This window comes from Mesorhizobium tamadayense (genome assembly GCF_003863365.1).
GTDB classification, from domain to species: domain Bacteria; phylum Pseudomonadota; class Alphaproteobacteria; order Rhizobiales; family Rhizobiaceae; genus Mesorhizobium; species Mesorhizobium tamadayense.
On sequence record NZ_RQXT01000029.1, the window covers coordinates 68,550 to 88,880 of the forward strand.

The 20,331-nt window shown below is 62.1% G+C and carries 16 protein-coding genes and 1 pseudogene; 8 read left to right on the forward strand and 9 right to left on the reverse strand.

The features are described from left to right. Window positions 1-1,812 precede the first annotated feature (1,812 nt). The gene (locus tag EH240_RS21840) at window positions 1,813-2,163 is read left to right on the forward strand and encodes a helix-turn-helix transcriptional regulator (RefSeq protein WP_425374822.1); all 351 of its coding nucleotides are present in this window, start codon (window positions 1,813-1,815) and stop codon (window positions 2,161-2,163) included. Here the strand turns inward: EH240_RS21840 and EH240_RS21845 are convergent. The 3 genes from EH240_RS21845 to EH240_RS21855 all read right to left on the reverse strand — a co-directional run bounded on the left by EH240_RS21845 (window position 2,156) and on the right by EH240_RS21855 (window position 5,848). Further along, complete coding sequence (locus tag EH240_RS21845) at window positions 2,156-3,409, reverse strand: tyrosine-type recombinase/integrase (protein WP_125002472.1); 1,254 nt, start codon at window positions 3,407-3,409, stop codon at window positions 2,156-2,158. The two genes, EH240_RS21840 and EH240_RS21845, sit on opposite strands and share 8 nt — an antisense overlap. A 316-nt stretch (window positions 3,410-3,725) precedes the next feature. Further along, a complete protein-coding gene (guaA, locus tag EH240_RS21850; RefSeq protein ID WP_125002474.1) occupies window positions 3,726-5,288 on the reverse strand; it encodes a glutamine-hydrolyzing GMP synthase in 1,563 nt (520 codons plus the stop codon). A gap of 56 nt (window positions 5,289-5,344) precedes the next feature. Beyond that, window positions 5,345-5,848 (reverse strand): MarR family winged helix-turn-helix transcriptional regulator, encoded by a 504-nt coding sequence (locus tag EH240_RS21855; protein WP_125002476.1) that lies wholly within the window; start codon window positions 5,846-5,848, stop codon window positions 5,345-5,347. 102 nt (window positions 5,849-5,950) lie between these two features. Between EH240_RS21855 and EH240_RS21860 the strand changes: the two genes are divergently transcribed. Beyond that, window positions 5,951-6,268: a hypothetical protein gene (locus EH240_RS21860; protein ID WP_125002478.1), complete on the forward strand. Its 318-nt coding sequence runs from the start codon at window positions 5,951-5,953 to the stop codon at window positions 6,266-6,268. Between the two features lie 12 nt (window positions 6,269-6,280). On the opposite strand, the gene EH240_RS21865 is transcribed toward EH240_RS21860, so the two are convergent. The 3 genes from EH240_RS21865 to EH240_RS21875 form a co-directional block, all read right to left on the reverse strand. Beyond that, complete coding sequence (locus EH240_RS21865) at window positions 6,281-6,916, reverse strand: 5'-methylthioadenosine/S-adenosylhomocysteine nucleosidase (RefSeq protein ID WP_125002480.1); 636 nt, start codon at window positions 6,914-6,916, stop codon at window positions 6,281-6,283. Between the two features lie 3 nt (window positions 6,917-6,919). Then, entirely contained in the window at window positions 6,920-7,378 is a 459-nt protein-coding gene (locus EH240_RS21870; RefSeq protein WP_125002482.1) for a PaaI family thioesterase, read from the reverse strand. 94 nt (window positions 7,379-7,472) lie between these two features. Beyond that, a complete protein-coding gene (locus tag EH240_RS21875; protein WP_125002484.1) occupies window positions 7,473-8,762 on the reverse strand; it encodes an RsmB/NOP family class I SAM-dependent RNA methyltransferase in 1,290 nt (429 codons plus the stop codon). A 332-nt stretch (window positions 8,763-9,094) separates the two neighbouring features. Here EH240_RS21875 and EH240_RS21880 point away from each other — a divergent pair. Beyond that, a pseudogene (locus tag EH240_RS21880) lies at window positions 9,095-9,771 on the forward strand (MIP family channel protein). Between the two features lie 68 nt (window positions 9,772-9,839). On the opposite strand, the gene katG reads toward EH240_RS21880, so the two are convergent. Further along, a complete protein-coding gene (katG, locus tag EH240_RS21885) occupies window positions 9,840-12,041 on the reverse strand; it encodes a catalase/peroxidase HPI (RefSeq protein ID WP_125002486.1) in 2,202 nt (733 codons plus the stop codon). A 142-nt stretch (window positions 12,042-12,183) separates the two neighbouring features. On the opposite strand from katG, the gene EH240_RS21890 reads away from it, so the two are divergent. The 4 genes from EH240_RS21890 (at window position 12,184) to EH240_RS21905 (ending at window position 16,921) form a co-directional block, all read left to right on the forward strand. Beyond that, window positions 12,184-13,089, forward strand: a complete 906-nt coding sequence (locus EH240_RS21890) for a hydrogen peroxide-inducible genes activator (protein WP_125002488.1) — start codon at window positions 12,184-12,186, stop codon at window positions 13,087-13,089. 82 nt (window positions 13,090-13,171) lie between these two features. Beyond that, window positions 13,172-13,996, forward strand: a complete 825-nt coding sequence (locus tag EH240_RS21895) for an N-formylglutamate amidohydrolase (protein WP_125002509.1) — start codon at window positions 13,172-13,174, stop codon at window positions 13,994-13,996. Continuing rightward, window positions 13,993-15,861 carry a flavohemoglobin expression-modulating QEGLA motif protein gene (locus EH240_RS21900; protein ID WP_125002490.1) on the forward strand — a complete coding sequence of 623 codons (1,869 nt, stop codon included), beginning with the start codon at window positions 13,993-13,995 and terminating at the stop codon, window positions 15,859-15,861. Before EH240_RS21895 ends, EH240_RS21900 begins: the two co-directional genes overlap by 4 nt. Before the next feature lie 13 nt (window positions 15,862-15,874). Further along, complete coding sequence (locus tag EH240_RS21905) at window positions 15,875-16,921, forward strand: glutathione synthetase (RefSeq protein WP_125002492.1); 1,047 nt, start codon at window positions 15,875-15,877, stop codon at window positions 16,919-16,921. A gap of 308 nt (window positions 16,922-17,229) precedes the next feature. On the opposite strand, the gene EH240_RS21910 is transcribed toward EH240_RS21905, so the two are convergent. Further along, window positions 17,230-18,186, reverse strand: coding sequence for a calcium:cation antiporter (locus EH240_RS21910; protein WP_245436270.1), 957 nt, complete (start codon window positions 18,184-18,186; stop codon window positions 17,230-17,232). On the opposite strand from EH240_RS21910, the gene EH240_RS39135 reads away from it, so the two are divergent. Beyond that, a complete protein-coding gene (locus tag EH240_RS39135) occupies window positions 18,179-18,385 on the forward strand; it encodes a hypothetical protein (RefSeq protein WP_245436272.1) in 207 nt (68 codons plus the stop codon). The genes EH240_RS21910 and EH240_RS39135 overlap by 8 nt on opposite strands. A 48-nt stretch (window positions 18,386-18,433) precedes the next feature. Here EH240_RS39135 and EH240_RS21915 read toward each other — a convergent pair whose 3' ends face one another. Continuing rightward, the gene (locus tag EH240_RS21915) at window positions 18,434-20,191 is read right to left on the reverse strand and encodes an AMP-binding protein (protein ID WP_125002496.1); all 1,758 of its coding nucleotides are present in this window, start codon (window positions 20,189-20,191) and stop codon (window positions 18,434-18,436) included. Window positions 20,192-20,331: the final 140 nt, after the last annotated feature.

The following is a 20,331-nucleotide window of genomic DNA, read 5'->3' on the forward strand; positions in this document are numbered from 1 at the left end:
GAACCTACGCAATGGCAGTCGCAAGAAAAAAACCGGTCGCTTTTGAAATTTGTGAATAAAAGGTTTCATGCCCGGCTAGGCCTCAATATTTGTGAAAGCCGGCGGGACGGGCTGCCTGCTCAAGCAATCGCGCGATTTTGGACGTGTGGGACAATTGCCGAACCTAGAGACGCGATGGAACCGTCTTCAGACCCGATTTGCTCTCTCTTGTTCCGATCAACTGCGCCAAACAGCACACTGGGTTGGATGCGCCGGAAGGTGGCATATAGCGTCACCGATGGCTTGGGGTTAACGCTAGAGCGCGACGCAAGAGGATGTCGTAGACGGCTCGGTGTCGCCTACCAGCTCTGATGGCCCTGGGGTCACCCTCCATCTATTTCTCCAGAGCTAAAAAATCCCTGATGTTAGCGAATGTATCTGGATCGTGGATTGCAGCCCTTAGATGCTCCCGTAGCGACTCATCATCTTGGAACAACTTCAACATGTCGTGAATGAGGAATTCGGCCAGCCAGTCCTACCGCTGAATTGGCTATCTAGGTAGGTGGCGCAAGCTACTTCCAGATCGTTTAGGAGATCGCGAAAGGCACCGTTCCATTCAGGGTTTTCGCTATCGCCGAGAGTCGGCTCTAAGCGGGACAACATGTCGATCCGTACGCGAATATTCTCGTGTAGTGTAGCCACGGCTCCTGCCGAGGCTGACAATTTGTCGGTTCGCATTTGGTATAAAACTAGTACGATGCCAACCAAGCCAAGAGGAAAGCCGATCACTGTGAAGAGACCGGCCAAATAGGCTCAAGACTTCGTCCCGCCGCTTTTCACGCCCAGCCGCGCTTTGTAGTGATCGGTACTCAGAGATTTTGTTTTGTTGGTTGCGCCAGTGCGAGTTTTCCCGTCACCGGCAGGCCTTTTAACAACTTCAATCTTCTTAACCATTTCGCCCCTCAGCTGATCGTGAAACCGGCGGGCCGAAGCCCGCCGTCACTTTATTTTCCGTGCTTGGTCGGATCCACAAGCTTGTAAGTGGATCCCTTTGACGGAGTCGGCGGCAGTGGCTCATTGCGAGTCACTGTTCTTTCCGGTCCTTTGCCGCCACGTGGGCCAGTAATTTCGTACTGACCTGACCGTGGAGCGGGTTGACCAGGCCGAAGGGGAGGATTCTTCGCCATTAGTCTTTACTCCTGTGGCTTGCCAATGAAGCCTCAGGACGCTAGCTACCGACCTGCTAGGGAGCGGACTCGCGGTCTTTGTTCGTCCACTCGGCGCCACATTTACCGCGAGTACGCGTAGAGACAGAGGCAGGCTGCCGAATCGGCGCCTGCCTCTTTTTTATGCAGAACTTGTTTCGCAAGTAAACAGAGATTCCCGTTCTGTGAGTAAGAAAGCACAAGCAAATAAGTCAGTATTGCTGTCCTTCTAGTACGTCCTTTGACCTGGAAGAGCTAGAGGTACGGCACAACATCGTAGAAACTCGGGCGTGGGGTGGCTCGCCAGTTCGCATCCCGAAAGCACTTCCGAACGGAGTCATCCGAAGGGGCGGCCATTCGGGCTGCAATTGCCCGTGTGCACTCGGTTTGTGGGCGCTGCAAGCGGCGAGAGTCGACGTGCAGGAGATACGGCTGAGGGGGCTTGTTGGCGTCCGTATGGTGCGGAAGATGAGCTGGCGAGATGGCGATAGAAGATTCCAGACTCGCTATCATGATCCCTCCAAAGCTCGCCTGCTGGTCAAGGAGACCATGGGATCGTAGTTGAGAGCTATACCTGGATTGGAGCAGATGCACGATCTTTGATCCGATGGAGCCCTTCGGTATGCACATGGTCAAACGGCATAAGCCAACTCAATGCGAAAGCTGCCAAGGCAAAGAGGCCGCGCCAGCGGACAGCTCCCTTCCGGTTCTACCGCACATTGAGGCGCGACAGGTCGTGCGAACTGTTCGCCGGTCGCAATTGCGAGAAATCGTCCCGTTATCGGACACGACCATTTATGAAATGGAACAACGAGGCGAGTTCCCCCGACGGTTCAATTTGACCCCCCGCTGCGTCGTTTGGGACCTGGGAGAAGTCGAAGCCTGGATTCAGGAACGGCGGAACGCGTCCTTTTCTGGTTCGATCGAACTGGCCCCGGGACCAGACGTGCGGTCGCGGAAGACGAGGCCCGTCAAATAGGATCGAGGATGATGGCTGCCCCGGAAATCGGCTGCAGTTTGGGTGCGTGTTTATTGCCAGCCGCCCACGCTTCAATCATGTCGGCCCATTCCTGCAGCATGTGGCGCCGCTGCGGTTCGTATTCAGCCTTGTTATAGACGCCGCGGGAGGAGCGACTGTCTTCGTGCGCAAGGCATTTTTCGATCCAGTCGCGATTGAATCCGATCTCGTTTAGGAGCGTGGAGCCGGTCCGCCGTAGATCATGCACCGTAAAGGGAGCAAGCGGCAGATTTTGTTGTTTTGCGCGGTCCACAATCGCCATCGTAATCCGATTGAAGGTCGCGCGCGACATGGGTTCGTCGGCGTCATAGCGAGATGGAAGCACGTATCGAGAGTTCGCAGCGCAAGTCTTGAGCGCAATCATGATGTCGAGGGACTGGCGGGACAGGTAGACGTTATGTGGCTTCTTCCGCTTCATTCGCTCTTTGGGAATGCTCCATACCGCGTTCTCGAAGCCGACCTCATCCCACGTCGCGTCCAGAAGCTCACTCTTCCGAACCATCGTGAGCAGGATCAGCTTTAGACCCAGCCGAATGGTCGGCAAAGTCGGCACATTCTCCAACTGTTTCAGCATGATTCGAATTTCTACGGGTGACAACGCCCGGTCTTTCGCCTCGAAGGTGGCTATCGAAGATGGCCCTACCTCGTCCGCCGGATTGGCGATCTTCTCGCCGTGCAGAATGGCATAACCATAGACCTGCTTAACAATATCCCGGACATGAATGGCGGTTGCTGGTGCGCCACGGTCCCGCACCTTTGCGCACAGCGCCCGCAAATCGTCCGATGTTATTTCTGTGAGGAGCCTTTTGTCCCAAATCGGCAAGATATCTCGATCGAAGACGGCTTTGCGCATGGAGCGCGTGCTGTCCGCCATCTTCACCTCTTTAAACCATCTTCTGCCGGCATCGCCGAACGTGCCCGTCTCAGCCAGGCGCCTCTTGTCACGCTGTTTTTCCTTGGCTGGTGATTTTCCGGCTGCCACCATTTTTCGTGCGGCAAGACAACGGTCACGCGCCTCTGCTAGCGAGATGCCTCCCTCACCATAGCGGCCCAGCGTCACTGTCTCTCGCCGACCATTCACTCGGTAGTCGTATCGGAACGATATCTGCCCTGTGGGAGCCACGGTCGCGTACATACCGTCACGATCAGTGACTTTGTACATTCTATCTTTTGATTTCAGCTTCTTAAGCGCGATGTCTGTGAGCATAGGAGGAGACGAATGGGCGCATCTGGGATTGTGCAATGCCTAATTTTACCGTCATTGGCTTTACCGTCAAGGCTCTCTGAGAGCCTATTGGATTCAATGCCTTACCTCGAAAGGTGCCAACAGGCTTGAGTCCGGCGCAGTGACGGCATCAGTCTGCAGCGAAGATGACGCGAAAGCGAATGCCGTCAGATCTACCGTCAAATGATTCCGCTTAGAGGCGATAGTCAGCGATAGACGTAGAGAAGAAAACAGATAAAATTCAAACGCTTGATGAAGCTTCCTCGATAGTCGCCGAATGCTGGCGAACGACCGACCTTTATTCCCACTCGATTGTTCCAGGGGGCTTCGAGGTCACGTCGTAGACGACGCGGTTGATGCCTTTCACCTCGTTGATGATGCGGGTGGCGGCGGCGGCGAGGAAGCTCATGTCGTAGTGGTAGAAGTCGGCCGTCATGCCGTCGACGGAGGTGACGGCGCGCAGCGCGCAGACGAACTCGTAGGTGCGGCCGTCGCCCATGACGCCGACGGTCTGCACCGGCAAGAGCACGGCGAACGCCTGCCAGATGGCATCGTAGAGGCCGGCCTTGCGGATCTCGTCGAGATAGATGGCGTCGGCCTCGCGCAGGATCTCCAGCTTCTCGCGGGTGATGCCGCCCGGGCAGCGGATGGCGAGGCCGGGGCCTGGGAACGGATGGCGGCCGATGAAGTTTTCGGGCAAGCCAAGCTCCTTGCCCAGCGCCCTCACCTCGTCCTTGAACAGCTCGCGCAGCGGCTCGACCAGCTTCATGTTCATGCGCTCGGGCAGGCCGCCGACATTGTGGTGCGACTTGATTGTCACCGACGGGCCACCGGAGAAGGAGACGCTTTCGATGACGTCCGGATAGAGCGTGCCCTGCGCCAGGAAATCGGCGCCGCCGAGCTTTTGCGCCTCTTCCTCGAACACCTCGATGAACAGCCGGCCGATGGTCTTGCGCTTCTTCTCGGGATCGGCCTCGCCTTCCAGCGCCGAGATGAAGCGGTCGCAGGCATCGACCAGGATCAGCGGCAGATTGTAGTGCCGGCGGAACATCTCCACCACGCCTTGAGCCTCGTCCCTACGCATCAGGCCGTGGTCGACGAGGATGCAGGTCAGCTGGTCGCCGACCGCCTCGTGGATCAGCAGCGCGGCGACCGAGGAATCGACGCCGCCCGACAGCGCGCAGATCACCTTGCCCTTGCCGACCTGCTTGCGGATCGCCTCGACGGCGTGCTCGCGATAGGCGCGCATCGTCCAGTCGCCCTCGATGCCGGCGATGTTATGGACGAAATTCCTGAGCAGCCTGGCACCGTCCGGCGTGTGCACCACCTCGGGGTGGAACATGATGCCGTACATCTTGCGTTCGATATTGCCGAAGATGGCGAAGGGCGAGCCTTCCGACTTGCCCAGCACCTCGAAGCCTGGCGGAAGCGAGATGACGCGGTCGCCATGGCTCATCCACACCTGGTGGCGCTGGCCGGGCGCCCACAGGCCTTCGAACAGCGGGCTGTCCTTCTCGATATGGACGAAGGCGCGGCCGAATTCGCGATGATCGGAGCTTTCGGCGACGCCACCCATCTGCACGCAAAGCGTCATCTGGCCGTAGCAGATGCCAAGCACCGGCACGCCGGCGTCGAAGACGATCTGCGGCGCGCGCGGGCTGCCGATGTCGGTGGTCGAAGCCGGGCCGCCGGAGAGGATCACCGCTTTCGGATTGATGCGCCTGAAGGCGGCCTCGGCCGACTGGAACGGCACGATCTCGGAAAAGACGCCGGACTCGCGGATGCGCCGGGCGATGAGCTGCGTGAACTGGCTGCCGAAATCGACAATCAGGATGGTGTCGGGATGATTGGCTGTCGTCATGGCGAGCCTTTAGAGAAAGAAACGAGTCGGCGCAATGGGTTGCGAGGTCGCGCCGTTCACTTCGTTTCCGGCGTCTGGCCTCGAACATTCACTGGCATGTCCCCCGCGTGGGCCCGCCCCGCGTCGAGTGAGCGCAAGGCGTCCATCAGTGCCGCAAACCGTTCCCGGCCGATGCGGTCAATGTAGCCGCTTTCGATCTGAAGCTTAATGCGGTCGCCGTCGCGCAAGGCATCCAGACCCTTGCGTGTATAGCGCACAAGCTTGCCGCGCCCGTCCCGCGGGTCGGGCAGCCGCTCCAGCACGCCCTCTGCCTCCAACCCGTCGAGCAGTTGCTGAACCGCTTGCTTGGAGATGGCCGAGCGCTCGATCAGCGCCGACTGGCGCGTGCCGCCGCGGGGGATATGCCCGAGCAACCCGGCGCGTGCTTCAGTGAACCAGCCGTGGCCGGCGGCGTGCATGGCAGCCACAAATTCCGCCTGCCAAGCGCGGCTCGCCTGCCACAGCCGCCAGCCGACATGATCGGGCAAAGCCTCGGCTTTTTCGTCAAGCTCCTTGACCACTTGATCCGAACTCCATATAGTCAAGATACTTGACGATTTTCCCGCCGTCGAGGCGCTTTCGAAACGCAAACCCCAAACACAAACGAACCCTGGACACAAACAATGACGATTCTGAGCAAGAGCACGCTGGCCATTATCATGATCGGCACCACGCATGTCATCGACATGGGCGGCAAGAATGCCTTCATCCACTACGAAACCGACGATCGGGCGCACATGCTCCTGCCGGACGGCACCCGCTTCCACGGACTTTGGACGCTGCTGGACGACGGCTACAAGGTCGAATGGAAAGACGGCCCCACCGGCTCCTGGAAACTCGATCACACACCGGGAGCAATCGACTATGTCGATGCGACCGGTGCGATCCGCGGACGCATTTCACGCATCGATTTCGGCGATCCGCAACGCCTGGCTGCTTGATGCGAGCGGCGCTTAGACATCGAGCAGGCCATCGCCGATCGCCTGTTCGAGCAACCTTATTGCCCCGGCCAGCTTCTCGTCGATGACATGGAGATATTCGGTCCAGTCGTTGACGTGCCTCAGATCGGCCGCACCATCGGAAATACCGCGCAGGCCAACCAGCGGCACGCCGAAAAGCTGGCAGGCGCGCAGGCAGGCGAAGGTTTCCATGTCGACCATGTCGGCGTCGATCGCGTCATAGGCGGCGCCGGTGACGATCGAGCCGCCGGTCGAGAGCGTGGCGCTCCTGATGCCGGGGATGACGAAGGGCAGCGGCACCGTCACCGGCAGGTCGAGGAACGGCGTGGCGCCCTTTTCGAAACCCAGCGGCGAAGCATCCATGTCGCGGTAGCTCACCGACACGGCCTGGTAGATTTCGGTCTGCTCGAGCATGCGGCTTCCCGCGGAGCCCAGCGAGACGACGAGATCCGGCAGCGCGCCCTCGGCTTTCAGCGTCGCAAGCTCGGCGCCCAGCCGGACGGCGGCCTCGACCGGACCGACGCCAGTCATCAGCGGCGTGAACAGTTCTTTCAAATGCGGGCCGTATTCGGCTTCCGCCGCCATGACGAAGAGAACGGATTTTTCCGCTATCCGCGCTACGGTTGCCATGGATCACCCCTCGATCCCGTCGCGGCCGACCACCGTCATCATCGTGCCGGTCATCGTGGCTATCAGCTTGGCCTCGCCGTCGACGGCGAAGGCATAGGCCTGGCCGTCGGCAACGATGATGGTGCGGCCGGGCTTGGTCACCGAGCCGCGGAACAGGAAGCGTTCGCCCCGGCCCGGCGCCAGCAGGTTGACCTTGAACTCGATGGTCAGCACGCCGGAATTTTCCGGCATCAGCGAGAAGGCCGCATAGCCGCATGCCGAGTCCAGCGCGGTGGAAATGACGCCGGCATGCAGGAAGCCGTGCTGTTGCGTCAGCTCGGCGGCATAAGGCATCTCGATCTCGATGATGCCGGGGGTGACCAGCGTCAGTTCGGCGCCGATGGTGGCCATCGCTTTCTGGCGGGCAAAGGAGGCCCTGACACGTTCCTCGTAGTCGGGAGCGGGTACGATCTTGGCTGCCATGGCCTTCGCCTCACTTTTGCTGGCGAAGCTTATTGCAGAGGCAGGCAAGACAGGCAATCTCTTATGTTGCAGCGCAGCAAAATGCCGCTTGCCGTCAGGCGGCCCTGCGTAAAGCGTGAAAGTAGAACCCGTCGGTGCCGCTCAGCGCCGGCGAAAGCGAGATGCCGCCGACGTCGGCGATGCGTGCTTCGCCTTCGTGGCCGGGGAAATGGCTGTCCCAGAGCCGGCGATGGTCGACCGGCGCAAAGTTGCCGTGGCGCTCGCGGAAAGCCGCGACCTGCTCGCCGTTTTCGGCATCGAACACCGAACAGGTGATGTAGACGAGCAGTCCGCCCGGCTTCACGAAGGCCTGCGCCGTGTCGAGGATCGCCAGCTGCTCGCCTTTGCGGGCATCGAGCTGCCTGTCGGTCAGCCGCCACTTGGCGTCGGGCCGCCGCCGCCAGGTGCCGCTGCCGGTGCAGGGCGCGTCGATCAGCACGATGTCCATATGACTGGACAGCGGCGCGAGTTCCGCCGGCTTGCTGACGACCTGGACGTTGCGGCTGTGCGCGCGGCGGATGCGCTCGAAGATCGGCGCCAGCCGCACCTTCTCCGCGTCATGGGCAAACACCTGGCCGCGATTGTCCATCTCGGCCGAAAGCGCCAGCGTCTTGCCGCCCGCGCCGGCGCAATAGTCGAGCACCTGCATGCCGGGCTCGGCACCGGCAAGCGCTGCTGCGAGCTGCGAGCCCTCGTCCTGCACCTCGAACCAGCCTTTCTGGAAGGCGGGCTCTGCCTGGACGTTCGGATGCCTGCCGTCGCCGTCGATCGGCGGGATGCGAATGCCGCGCGGCGCGATCGCGGCAGGTGCCGCACCCGTACCCTGGAGTTCCGCCAGCACCTTGCCGCGGTCACAGAGCAGCGCATTGACCCTGAGGTCCAGCGGCGGACGCATCGCGAGAGCCGCGCCCTCGTCGACCCAGGCATCACCATAGGCTTTTTCCAGCAGCGGCGCGCACCAGTCGGGAATATCGGCCCGCACGGCATCCGGCGCGTCGGCGAGCCTGCCGGAGGCTGCCGCTTTCAGCTCGGCGGCGCTGAGCAGTGGCGGCGCGAACTTGTCGCCGTCGAGCGCGTCGTTCAGCGACTGCGCCGCCTGGCCCCATTCCAAGAGCAGCGCGCCGAAGCCGATGGCGCGCGGCGTGTCCTCGCCGAAGAGCCAACCGGCCGAGCGCCTGCGGCGCAGCGCGTCGTAGACGATGTTGCCGATCGCCGCACGGTCGCCGCCGCCCGCAAAGCGGTGCGACAGGCCCCAGTCGCGCAAGGCGTCGGCCACCGGCCGGTGGCGCCGGCCGATGTCTTCAAGCACTTCGATGGCCGCCGCCAGCCTTCCGCCCAGTCTCATTCCTGCTTCCGTCAATTGTTGCTTTCAGCCCTGCTCTTAGAGCCTTTCCTGCTCCGATTGAAACAGTTCTCTCGCGGTGCGGCCAAAACGACCTATCCCATGCCATCGTCCGCGCAACAAACGGAACGTTTTTTGCGTGGCAGTCGGCCGTTGGCAGAGAACAAGAAAAAGCCGTCGGAACATGAAGCTTCTCTAATATTTTGACTGGCGGATACAAGCAAGCCGTCGGCTTAACCACTCAGCTTTCCAAGTTTTGCCGGCCGGAATACTCTTTCGTCTGTGATTCGCGGCGCGGGAAACGCGGTTTGGCGGATCCCTATGAGGAGAGGGCAATGAAGACTTATCTGGCAGAAGTTCTAGGCACGTTTTTGTTGGTGTTCATCGGCACGGCCTCCGTGGTCACGGGCGGTTTCGGCGGCGCGCCGCCGCTCGCCAGGAAGGCATCGGCCTGGCGTTCGGCATCGGCCTGATCGCGGCGGCCTATGCGATCGGCCCGATCTCGGGTGCGCATCTCAATCCGGCGGTGACGCTCGGCGTGTTCCTTGCGGGACGGATGCCGGCCAAGGATGTCGTCCCGTACTGGATCGCGCGGATCATCGGCGCCATCATCGCTTCGCTGGCGCTGTGGATCATCGTCACCGGCCAGGCCGGCGGCCACACCGGCGGCTTCGGCGCCAATGGCTGGGACGAGGCGAAATGGGGCATGAGCTCTGCCTTCCTGTGGGAGCTGATCGGCACCTTCACCTTCGTCACCGTCATCCTCGGCGTCACCAACGCCAAGCACACGACGGCCTTTGCCGGCCTGGTCATCGGCCTGACGCTGGCAGGGATTCACTTCGCCATGATCCCGGTGACGGGCACCTCGGTCAACCCGGCGCGCTCGATCGGCCCGGCGCTGTTTTCGGGTGGCGCCGCGCTTAGCCAGCTCTGGCTGTTCATCGTCGCGCCGCTGATCGGCGGGGCGATCGCAGGCGTCGTCGCCAAGGCAGGCATTTTCGAAAAAGATTGATCTCCGAGGTCTGAATCAAAAAGGCGCGGGGATGAACCCGCGCCTTTCTTCTTTGGGAGGATGAGACCTTACTTCGCGGCCAGTTCGAAGCGATCGAGGTTCATCACCTTCGTCCAGGCCTTGACGAAGTCCTTGACGAACTTCTGCCTGGCATCGGCCGAACCGTAGACCTCGGCCAGCGCACGCAGTTGCGAGTGCGAACCGAAGATCAGATCGGCGCGGGTGCCGGTCCACTTGACTTGCCTGGTCTTGCGGTCGCGCCCTTCGTAGACCTGATCGGTGCCGGCGGCCGGATCCCAGACCGTTCCCATGCCGAGCAGGTTGACGAAGAAGTCATTGGTCAGAGTGCCCGGCCTGTCGGTGAACACGCCATGCTTTGAGCCGCCATGATTGGCGCCGAGCACGCGCAGGCCGCCGACCAGAACCGTCATTTCCGGCGCCGTCAGCGTCAGGAGCTGCGCACGGTCGACCAGCATCGCTTCGACCGACATCGGCAGCGTGCCGCGGGCATAGTTGCGGAAGCCGTCCGCCCTCGGCTCGAGCGCTGCGAAGGAGTCGACATCGGTCTGCTCCTGCGAAGCGTCCATGCGGCCGGGCGAGAACGGCACCTTCACCTCATGGCCGCCGTCCTTGGCTGCCTTTTCGACAGCGGCGACGCCGCCAAGCACGATGAGATCGGCCAGCGAAACCTTCTTGTCGCCCGCCTGCGCGGCATTGAACTCCGTCTGCACAGCCTCGAGCTTCGCCAGCACCTTGGCGAGTTCCGCCGGCTGATTGACGTCCCAGTCCCTCTGGGGGCTGAGGCGGATGCGGCCGCCATTGGCGCCGCCGCGCTTGTCCGAGCCACGGAAGGTCGAGGCCGAGGCCCAGGCGGTCGAGACCAGCTCAGGAACCGTGAGGCCGGAGGCCAGGATCTTCGCCTTCAGCGCCGCGATGTCCGCTTCGCTGACCAGCTCATGATCGATCGCCGGGATCGGATCCTGCCAGATCAGCTCTTCCTTCGGCACGAGCGGGCCGAGATAGCGCACGACCGGACCCATGTCGCGGTGGGTGAGCTTGAACCAGGCGCGGGCGAAGGCGTCGGCGAACTGATCCGGATTCTGATGAAAGCGCCGCGCAATCTTCTCATAGGCCGGGTCGAAGCGCAGCGACAGATCGGTGGTGAGCATGGCCGGCGCGCGGCGCTTGGACGGATCGTGCGCGTCCGGAACCGTGCCGGTGCCTGCGCCACCTTTCGGCGTCCACTGGTGGGCGCCGGCCGGGCTCTTCGTCAGCTCCCATTCGTAGTTGAAGAGGTTGTCGAAGAAGTTGTTGCTCCACTTGGTCGGGGTCGTCGTCCAGGTGACCTCGAGGCCCGAGGTGATGGCGTCGCCGGCAATGCCGGTGGCATGTTTGCTCGACCAGCCGAGGCCCTGCGCCTCGACGCCGGCGGCTTCCGGCTCCGCGCCCACAAGCGCTGCATCGCCGGCGCCGTGGGTCTTGCCGAAGCTGTGACCGCCGGCGATCAGCGCCACTGTCTCCTCGTCGTTCATGGCCATACGGCGGAAGGTCTCGCGAATGTCCCGCGCCGCGGCGACCGGATCCGGCTTGCCGTTCGGCCCTTCCGGGTTGACGTAGATCAGGCCCATCTGCACGGCGCCGAGGTGGCCTTGAAGCTCGCGATCGCCGGAATAGCGCTGGTCATCCAGCCACTTGGTTTCGGAGCCCCAATCCACGTCCTGCTCCGGCTCCCACACGTCGGCGCGGCCGCCGGCGAAGCCGAAGGTCTTGAAGCCCATCGATTCCAGCGCGACGTTGCCGGCAAGGATCATCAGGTCGGCCCAGGAGATCTTGCGGCCGTATTTCTGCTTGACCGGCCAGAGCAGACGGCGAGCCTTGTCGAGATTGGCATTGTCCGGCCAGCTGTTCAGCGGCGCGAACCGCTGCTGGCCTGCACCGGCGCCGCCGCGGCCGTCGCCGATGCGATAGGTGCCGGCGCTGTGCCAGGCCATGCGGATGAAGAGCGGTCCATAATGGCCGAAGTCGGCCGGCCACCAGTCCTGCGAATCCGTCATGACATGGTGCAAGTCCTTGATCACGGCATCGAGATCCAGGCTCTGGAATTCCTTGGCATAGTCGAAATCCTCGCCCATCGGGTCCGAGAGGTTCGACTGCTGGTGAAGAACGGCAAGGTCGAGCTGGTTCGGCCACCAATCGCGATTGGTCCTGCCGGCGGATCCATGCGCCACGGGGCATTTGCCAGCGCTGTTGTCGTCGGTTTTCGCGTCCATCTTACTCTCCGATTTTTTGCCGATTTTTTGCCGAGATTTGCGAGGCAGCCAGCGGCCGCGCCAATCTGGAATGATTCTAGACTAGGCCGGCTTGGCGATAAAGACAAATTGCCTTTCCTGTTTTTTCCGATAGGATTTCCTTATGATCGGTCTCACCGTCCGGCAGATGCTTTATTTCGACGCGCTCGCGCAGACGCTGCATTTCGGCCGCGCCGCGAAGCTCGCCGGTGTCAGCCAGCCGGCGCTCTCCGCCCAGATCGCTGAAATGGAAGAGAGGCTGAGCTGCCTTCTGTTCGAGCGCGGCGGCAAGACGGTGCGGATGACCGACGAAGCGCTCGCGCTGCAGCCGCGCATCGAGCGCATCCTCGCCGACATACGTGACGTCGAGACGACTGCCCGGCGCGGCCGTCCCGCCATGGAAGGCCGCTTCCGGCTGGGCATCATCCCGACGGTCGCGCCCTATCTCCTGCCGCGGGTTTTGCCGGAATTGAAGAAGCATTTCCCGGCCCTGCGGCTTGAGCTGCGCGAGGCGGTGACCGCCGCGCTGGTGGAGGACAATGTCTCGGGCAAGCTCGACGCTTTCATCGCCGCGCTGCCGCTCGACCAGCCAGGGCTGGTCACGGAGGAGCTTTTCCCGGACCGCTTCTTCCTTGCGGTCCCCGCCGGCGATCCGGCCTTCGCCTCGCCGCCTGTGCCGCCGGAAAGCCCGGCGCTGGAGCGGCTGATGCTGTTGGAAGAAGGCCATTGCCTGCGCGAGCAGGCTTTAGCCGTCTGCGGCAATGTGCGGCCGGTGGCGATGGCAAGCTATGGCGCCACCAGTCTCACGACGCTCCTGCAGATGGTGGCGCACGGTCTCGGCGTCACGCTCGTCCCGGAGATGGCGGCAAGTGCTGCCGGCGTCATGCCGGACCTCAGGATCGTGCCGTTCCAGGAGCCGATGCCGCAGCGCATGATCTGCCTCGCCTGGCGACGCAACAAGGTGCGTCAGGACGAGTGTGTGGAGTTGGCAAAGATTATTCGGGGGTTGGATGCGGCCGTTCTGGCGTGAGGTGCGGGCCTGGTTGCAAGCGTCAACCGGTTGGCCTGTACAATGCCCCGGAACCGCCCACCCTCTCCACGCATTTCGATGGATGGTGAGTAAGCCTGTTTACAACAATAATCGGGGTGGAACATCGGCGGGCTGGACAATCAAGCTTGGCGATTCCCCCGTTATTGGCACGGCAATCCATAGCGGCTCCGATGTCGGGCGCGCGTGCCAATCGCTCATGTGCATCCCCGACCCTGACCGACAGCGGGAGGAGGATCCCTTCACCGAGCACTTTATCGCCGATTTCCCGACACAGATCATCGTTCATCGATCGCGCTTTCAGGTCGATCTGAACCGCGCGCGCGAGGCGGCGGTCTACCGGTCGCCGGACCAGTCCTGGGGCTTGAACGTATGGCGAGAGCCACCGGCTGAGGAGTTTGTGAACGAGTCTCTCGCCTTTCACGATGCTTTCTACGGCGAGCTCAAGCGTGTGCTTGCCGATGTCGAAAAACGTTATGGCAGGTTCGTCCTTGTCGACGTCCACAGCTACAACCACCGGCGCGAAGGGCCGAAAGCAGTGCCTGCATCGCAGGATGGCGCGCCTGATATCAATATCGGCACATCCTCGATGGACCGCGCGCGCTGGGCGCCGGTCGTCGACGCCTTCATGGAGGCGCTTCGCGGCCGGCGTTTCAACGGCGAGCCGATCGACGTGCGCGAGAATGTGTTGTTCCAGGGCAAGGGCGAACAGACCCGTTTCGTACATGCCAATTTCCCCGAGACCGGGTGTGCCATCGCAGTCGAGTTCAAGAAGATCTTCATGGACGAATGGAGCGGCAAGCCCGACTGGGGAGCGATCGAACGGCTGCGCGCCATGCTGGCGTCTACCGTGCCCGTTCTCGAGGCCGCGGTGCGGGGCATGACATGAAGCCGAAGCTTGTCGAGGCTGCGTCTCCGTTGGCAGAGATCGAGGCGGACCTGGACGCGCTTTTCCGGGACGGCAAACCGATCCGCCGCGAGTTCGGCGACGGCAACCGGTTGCACATCGATCGGCCGCTACCGTTTCTATGCGTCCATATCGGGTCGCAGCAGGATGCGGCGTTCCAAATTGTTTCCGCCAACGCGTCCTATCTGATCGTGGCCGATATCAGCCTAGCCGGCGAGGTCGCGCGGCTGGTGGCGCGAAGGATGCGCGATCATTGCGGCGCATTCCTCGTGCTCGACATTGGCGAGTTGGCCGAAGACCGGTTCCTGACGGAGGACGTACCGTTCCTGCCGCCTTTCGAGATTGCACTGGCCAGCGGCGAAACGACGGCGGAGAAGGCGGCGCTCAAGCGCTTCGCCACTGCGGCGTCCGGACGCGAAGCAAAATACCGCACGCCCCGCGTCGACGAATTCATTCCCACGAAAAGCGTCGAAGCACGGCTCTCGGATGGTCTCGGCGATGTGGCGGGCCTGACGGTGCGCTTCGCGCCGATCTACAGGGTGCCTAGCAGCGAGCGCGTCTATCCTGAATTGCGCGACCTTGTTGTCGCCAACATGGTAGATTCCGCGCTCCAGGCGGTCAGCGCCTTTCTAAAGGCATCAAAGCTGGAACCGCCGGCAACCCACCGTTCGCTGGGGCGGCGCGCCTACATCGACGCCGTCGTGCGCGCCGACCGGGCGCTAGACAGCGTCGCGTCGACATTCGATTTCCTGCTTGCCGTCACACCGATCAACGCCGAACCGGCCTGGCGGGAATTCCAGGCGGGCGGCTTCGAGCATGTCCCTGCACTGCTCTACAGGCCGCTCGAATTCGAGGTCGCCGCCCAGAAGCGGAAGCTCTATTCGGTCTCGCTCGATCATCTGGAAGATCCGCTGCTGACTACGCTGCTCTCGCAGAAGCAGCAGGAGCTCGATCTCCAACTGTCAATGCTCGGGGCACGCGAGACGCCCCGCTTCGTCGAACTCGGACGAGCCCTCTATGGCAGCGTCGAACCGAGCCTGGCGACACGAGCACGCGCCATTCTTGAAAAGGCGCACGGCGCTGCGTCGGCGGCGAGGCAGAAGGGGCTGGGCGCCGACGCCGTCGCCGCAGCGGCGCGAGACATGATCGCGGGATACCGTGCCGCCTACTCCGATTTCGATGCTTCCGTGGAGATCCGCGGCGACCTTCCGGCCGGCCTACTCGTCTCTCGAAACCTGCTGCTGGTTTCGCGCGATACCAACCTTCCACCGGAGCGTCTCACCGCACTGCTCAGTCACGAAATCGGCGTCCATCTGCTAACCTATTTCAATGGTGCTGCGCAGGGGCTCGCCATCTTCCGCAATGGGCTCGCCGGCTACGAAGGCATGCAGGAGGGACTGGCAGTGCTGGCGGAATATCTGGTCGGCGGCATGACCGCGGCGCGGCTGCGGCTGATCGCGGCCAGGGTCGTCGCGTGTCAGGCGATGCTCGACGGCGCGGCGTTCGAAGAAACCTTCCGCACCCTCCACAAGGATTTCGGTCTCGACGATCGCAGCGCCTTCAACGTCGTGCTGCGTGTCTTTCGAGGTGGTGGCCTGGCAAAGGACGCCATCTATCTGCGCGGCGTGGTGCAGGTCCTCGATCATCTGAGGAGCGGCGGCAGCCTCACGCCGTTCTGGATCGGCAAGATCTCCGCCGCGCATTTCGGCGCAATCCAGGAACTCAACGCGCGCGGCTTGCTGCGCGCGCCGCGCCTCGAACCTGCCTTCCTCTCTTCCGACGCGGCGCGTCCGCGGCTCAAGAAGGCGATGGCGGGGATCGATCCGATCGATATGGTTGAGACTTGAGGGAGCATCCCCGATGCGCATTGCGTTCTTCGTCAATTCGATCGAGAGCGAGACGCCAGGCTACACGACGACAACGCTGGCGCTGGCTGCGATCCAGCGCGGCCATTCTGTTGTCTATGTCGAACCCGGCGACTTCATACTGCGTCCGGATGACAGCCTGGCTGTCAGCGTCGCGGTCCTGCCGGACGCTCCCTACAAGACGCCCGACAAACTGTATGCCGCCCTGAAGGATGCCGCGAAGCAGAAAAAGACCTTCGCGACAGGCGATATCGACATCTTGTTTCTGCGCAACGACCCGTCGCTCGACGCCACCGATCGACCATGGGCCGCCAACGCAGGCATCATGTTCGGGCGGCTCGCAGCAGAACAGGGCGTCATCGTCGTCAACGATCCGGACGGTCTGGCACAGGCACAGAGCAAGCTCTACCTGCAGACCTTTCCCGAAGCGGTACGGCCGGCAACCTTGATATCGCGCAGCATTGCCGAGATCCGCGCCTTCATCGACAAACACTCGAAGGGCTGCATCGTCAAACCACTGCAAGGGTCGGGTGGCAAGAACGTCTTCCATATTGCGACGCCTGCCGATTCCAACCTCAACCAGATCTTCGAGGCCGCCAGCGGTGACGGCTATCTCATCGCGCAGGCCTACATTTCGGAGGCCAAGGCTGGTGACGTGCGGCTTTTCCTGATGAACGGCCTGCCGCTGGCGCGCGACGGCAGCTACGCCGCCTTTCGCCGCGTCCCAGCCAAGGGCGACGTCCGCTCCAACATCCACGCCGCGGGAACCGCCCGCAAGGTCAAGGTAACGGACACGATGTTGCGCATTGCCGAGATGGTACGCCCCAAACTGGTCAGCGACGGCATGTTTCTGGCTGGGCTCGACATCGTCGGCGACAAACTTCTGGAGATCAATGTCTTTACGCCAGGCGGGCTGGCACGGCTGGCCGATATGTACAAGACGGATTTCGCCGCACGGGTCATCGTCGCGCTGGAGGAGAAGGCGACCCTGCGCCGAGCCTATGGAAAGACCATGCCGAATTCGCGGCTGGCAACGCTTTGAGGATGCAGACAAGTCGGGCGGCGTGAGCTGGAGTCACAGCATGCTCATTCCATCAAAATCCGCCCTACATACATAGATGTTGCGGACCGGCCCCGCACGCCAATTTCTGAGCCCCGGTAAAGAAGATCCCTTCCACCTTGATAATGCTGCGATAGTGTCGGGGCATGAGCGACGAAAGCGAATACGATTTCTTCAAGCTGCGAAAGCAAGCCAAGACCTATGTCTCAAAGGTCTTCTGTTTCAGGGGGACGAACCCTGCCGCTGATGCGCGACGGCAGTTATGCCGCCGCCAGCTTGCATCAAAGCTTTCACGGCACAAATATCAGAAATACATAAGTAAAAAACACTACAATATGAACCATTCCCGTCAGGAACGTCGTTCTATCGGTGCTAAAGCTTACGTTACATATGAAAAGCGCTAAAATCAAAAGTACTGCGTCAGTCGCCGGGAGCCCCAGGGTCAACCCTCTTCCCGTCAGGAGGCTGGCGGCTGCGACTGCCGGTATCGTCAAGCCAATTGTGGCGCAAGCCGAACCCATCGCAACGTTCAAGCCGCGCTGCAGCTCATTGTTGAGTGAAGCGCGAACCGCCGAAATGGCCTCCGGCATCAAAACCAGCCCCGCGATCAATGCCCCTACAATACTGTCAGCCTGGGGCACCTGGTAGGCAACGAGCGTATTCTCGACGCTTGCGGCGACTTGCTCGGCGAGCATGACTATTCCGATCAGCCCGATCAGCAGGAGCAGAGCGCTGGCAGAGATGCTTTCTTGCGGAGCGGCTCGCATCGAGACGCCGTGTGCCTGTCCTTCGGTGAAGTCGTCCCGGTGCCGGACGGTCTGGGCGAAAACGAAACCTGCATAGAGCAGCACTGAAAGGACGCTCACAAAACCGAGTTGAGCTGCTGAGAATGTGCCAGGTTCCGTAGTTTGCGTGTAGGTCGGGAGAATAAGCGTCATGACGGTCAGTGCGACCAGAACCGCCAGGTAGGCGCTCGTGCCTTGTCGAACAATTGCCTGCTTGCGATGACGCCAGCCGCCAAGCGTGAGGCACGTGCCGACGACGCCGGTGGATGTAATCATCACCGTCGAGAAGACGGACTCACGGGCAAGCGTAGGGTTGTTCGCTCCATGCAGCATCATGGAAACGATGATCGACACTTCGATTGCCGTCACGGCGAAGGTCAGCACCAGTGTGCCGTACGGCTGCCCTACACGCCGGGCCACTGCCTCAGCGTGGTCGAGCACCACGAAAATGGTGATGAACATGATCGCGCTCGAAAGCGCACCGATGAGGATCCTGACGCTCGTCGAACCTTCGTCTACCGACAAACCGCTAGCTCTGACAGCGACTGCCATCACCAAGGCGGCCAACGGCATCGCATATGAAGTCACCGATCGTGTGAAACCACTCATTCGGCCCTTGTGCGTTTCTGAGAACCCCGGGGAAAAGCCTGTCCGGTGGTAACCTTGATTGCGAAGCCGGCAGTCCCCCACCCCACCGGCGTTCGTCGCCTCACGCCGTCTTCTGCGCCACGAGTCCTAGCTCCTCCATCATCGCCTCGCGCATCAAGAACTTCTGCGGCTTGCCGGTCACCGTCATCGGCAGCTCGGTGCGGAAGCGGATGTAGCGCGGCACCTTGTAATGCGCGATCTGGCCGGCGCAGAAGGCCTTGATCTCCTGCTCCGTGGCAATCTGGTTGGGCTTCAGCACGATCCAGGCGCAGAGCTCCTCGCCATATTTTGGGTCTGGAATGCCGAAGACCTGCACTTCCTTAACCTTGGGATGGCGGTAGAGGAATTCCTCCACCTCGCGCGGATAGACGTTCTCGCCGCCGCGGATGACCATGTCCTTCACCCGGCCGACGATGTTGCAATAGCCCTCGGTGTCTATGGTGGCGAGGTCGCCGGTGTGCATCCAGCCGTCCGTGTCGATCGCCTCGCGGGTCTTCTCGGCGTCGTCCCAGTAGCCCTTCATCACCGAATAGCCGCGCGTGCAGAGCTCGCCCGGCGCGCCCACCGCGACCGTGGCGCCGTCAGCGTCGATCGCCTTGACCTCGACGTGGGGATGGATGCGGCCGACCGTTGAGACGCGCTTTTCCAGCGGATCATCGACGCTGCTCTGGAACGAGACCGGGCTGGTCTCCGTCATGCCGTAGGCGATGGTCACTTGCGCCATATGCATCAGCGAGACCACCTTCTTCATCACTTCGATCGGACAGGGAGAGCCGGCCATGATGCCGGTGCGGAGGCTGGAAAGGTCGAAGCTGGAGAAATCCGCATGGTCGAGCATGGCGACGAACATGGTCGGCACGCCATAGAGGCCGGTGCAGCGCTCCTGCGCCACCGCCTTCAGCGTCGCGCCGGCATCAAAACCCTCGCCCGGGAAGACCATGGTCGCGCCCTTGGTGACGCAGCCCATGGTGCCCATCGACATGCCGAAGCAGTGGTAGAGCGGCACCGGGATGCAGAGCCGGTCGTCGACGGTGAGCTTGATCGCCGAGGTGACGAAATTGCCGTTGTTGACGATGTTCGCGTGGGTCAGCGTCGCGCCCTTGGGCGCGCCCGTGGTTCCGCTGGTGAACTGGATGTTGATGGCGTCGCCGGGCTTCAGCCCTTCGGAGATGCGGTCGAGGCTGTCATGCTCGTCGCGACCGGCCATGGCCAGCACGTCGCCGAAGTTGAACATGCCGGGCGAGTTGTCGTCGCCCATGCGGATGACGATCCTCAGCGCCGGCAGCTTCTTTGCCTCGAGCTTGCCGGGCTCGGCCGTGGCGATCTCCGGCGCCAGCGTCTCGACCATGCCGAGATAGTCGGAGGTCTTGAACTGTGCGGCAGTGACCAGCGCCTTGCAGCCGACCTTGTTCAGCGCATATTCCAGCTCGGTCAGCCGGTAGGCCGGGTTGATGTTGACCAGGATGAGGCCGATGCGCGCGGTGGCGAATTGGGTCACCAGCCATTCCCAGCGGTTCGGCGACCAGATGCCTACGCGATCGCCCTTTTCGAGGCCGAGCGCCAGGAAGCCGGCGGCTAAAGCATCGACCGTGTCGGACAGCTCGCTCCAGGTAAAGCGCTTGTCCTGGCCGACGAAGACGGCGGCGTCGAGCGTGGCGTATTTGCTCACCGTATCGGAAAACAGCGCCGGAATGGTCTTGTCGAGCAAGGGCACCGAGCGATCGCCCGAGACATGCGCCCTGCCGTCCACCGGAGCAATGAAAGTGCTACGCCCGCGCAGATTTGTGGCGTTCTTGAGCTCGTCGAGTTTGATCGCCATCGCCTTCTCCTCCCGGGATGAGCCAGCCTATCAGCCGGTGGCGGCGGTGAAAATCCGTCAAAGGTCCCCCTCCCCTTCGACGGGAGGGCTATCGCATAGGACGCTCCCCCTCACCCAGCCTCCGCTTCGCTCGGCTGACC

Excerpts from the sequence above, each read along its gene's own strand:
- EH240_RS21840 (WP_425374822.1), top strand. The coding sequence starts at position 1,813 with ATGGTCAAACGGCATAAGCCAACTCAATGCGAAAGCTGCCAAGGCAAA.
- EH240_RS21845 (WP_125002472.1), bottom strand. The coding sequence starts at position 3,409 with ATGCTCACAGACATCGCGCTTAAGAAGCTGAAATCAAAAGATAGAATG.
- guaA (WP_125002474.1), bottom strand. The coding sequence starts at position 5,288 with ATGACGACAGCCAATCATCCCGACACCATCCTGATTGTCGATTTCGGC.
- EH240_RS21860 (WP_125002478.1), top strand. The coding sequence starts at position 5,951 with ATGACGATTCTGAGCAAGAGCACGCTGGCCATTATCATGATCGGCACC.
- EH240_RS21865 (WP_125002480.1), bottom strand. The coding sequence starts at position 6,916 with ATGGCAACCGTAGCGCGGATAGCGGAAAAATCCGTTCTCTTCGTCATG.
- EH240_RS21870 (WP_125002482.1), bottom strand. The coding sequence starts at position 7,378 with ATGGCAGCCAAGATCGTACCCGCTCCCGACTACGAGGAACGTGTCAGG.
- EH240_RS21875 (WP_125002484.1), bottom strand. The coding sequence starts at position 8,762 with ATGAGACTGGGCGGAAGGCTGGCGGCGGCCATCGAAGTGCTTGAAGAC.
- katG (WP_125002486.1), bottom strand. The coding sequence starts at position 12,041 with ATGGACGCGAAAACCGACGACAACAGCGCTGGCAAATGCCCCGTGGCG.
- EH240_RS21890 (WP_125002488.1), top strand. The coding sequence starts at position 12,184 with ATGATCGGTCTCACCGTCCGGCAGATGCTTTATTTCGACGCGCTCGCG.
- EH240_RS21895 (WP_125002509.1), top strand. The coding sequence starts at position 13,172 with ATGGTGAGTAAGCCTGTTTACAACAATAATCGGGGTGGAACATCGGCG.
- EH240_RS21900 (WP_125002490.1), top strand. The coding sequence starts at position 13,993 with ATGAAGCCGAAGCTTGTCGAGGCTGCGTCTCCGTTGGCAGAGATCGAG.
- EH240_RS21905 (WP_125002492.1), top strand. The coding sequence starts at position 15,875 with ATGCGCATTGCGTTCTTCGTCAATTCGATCGAGAGCGAGACGCCAGGC.
- EH240_RS39135 (WP_245436272.1), top strand. The coding sequence starts at position 18,179 with ATGAACATGATCGCGCTCGAAAGCGCACCGATGAGGATCCTGACGCTC.
- EH240_RS21910 (WP_245436270.1), bottom strand. The coding sequence starts at position 18,186 with ATGTTCATCACCATTTTCGTGGTGCTCGACCACGCTGAGGCAGTGGCC.
- EH240_RS21915 (WP_125002496.1), bottom strand. The coding sequence starts at position 20,191 with ATGGCGATCAAACTCGACGAGCTCAAGAACGCCACAAATCTGCGCGGG.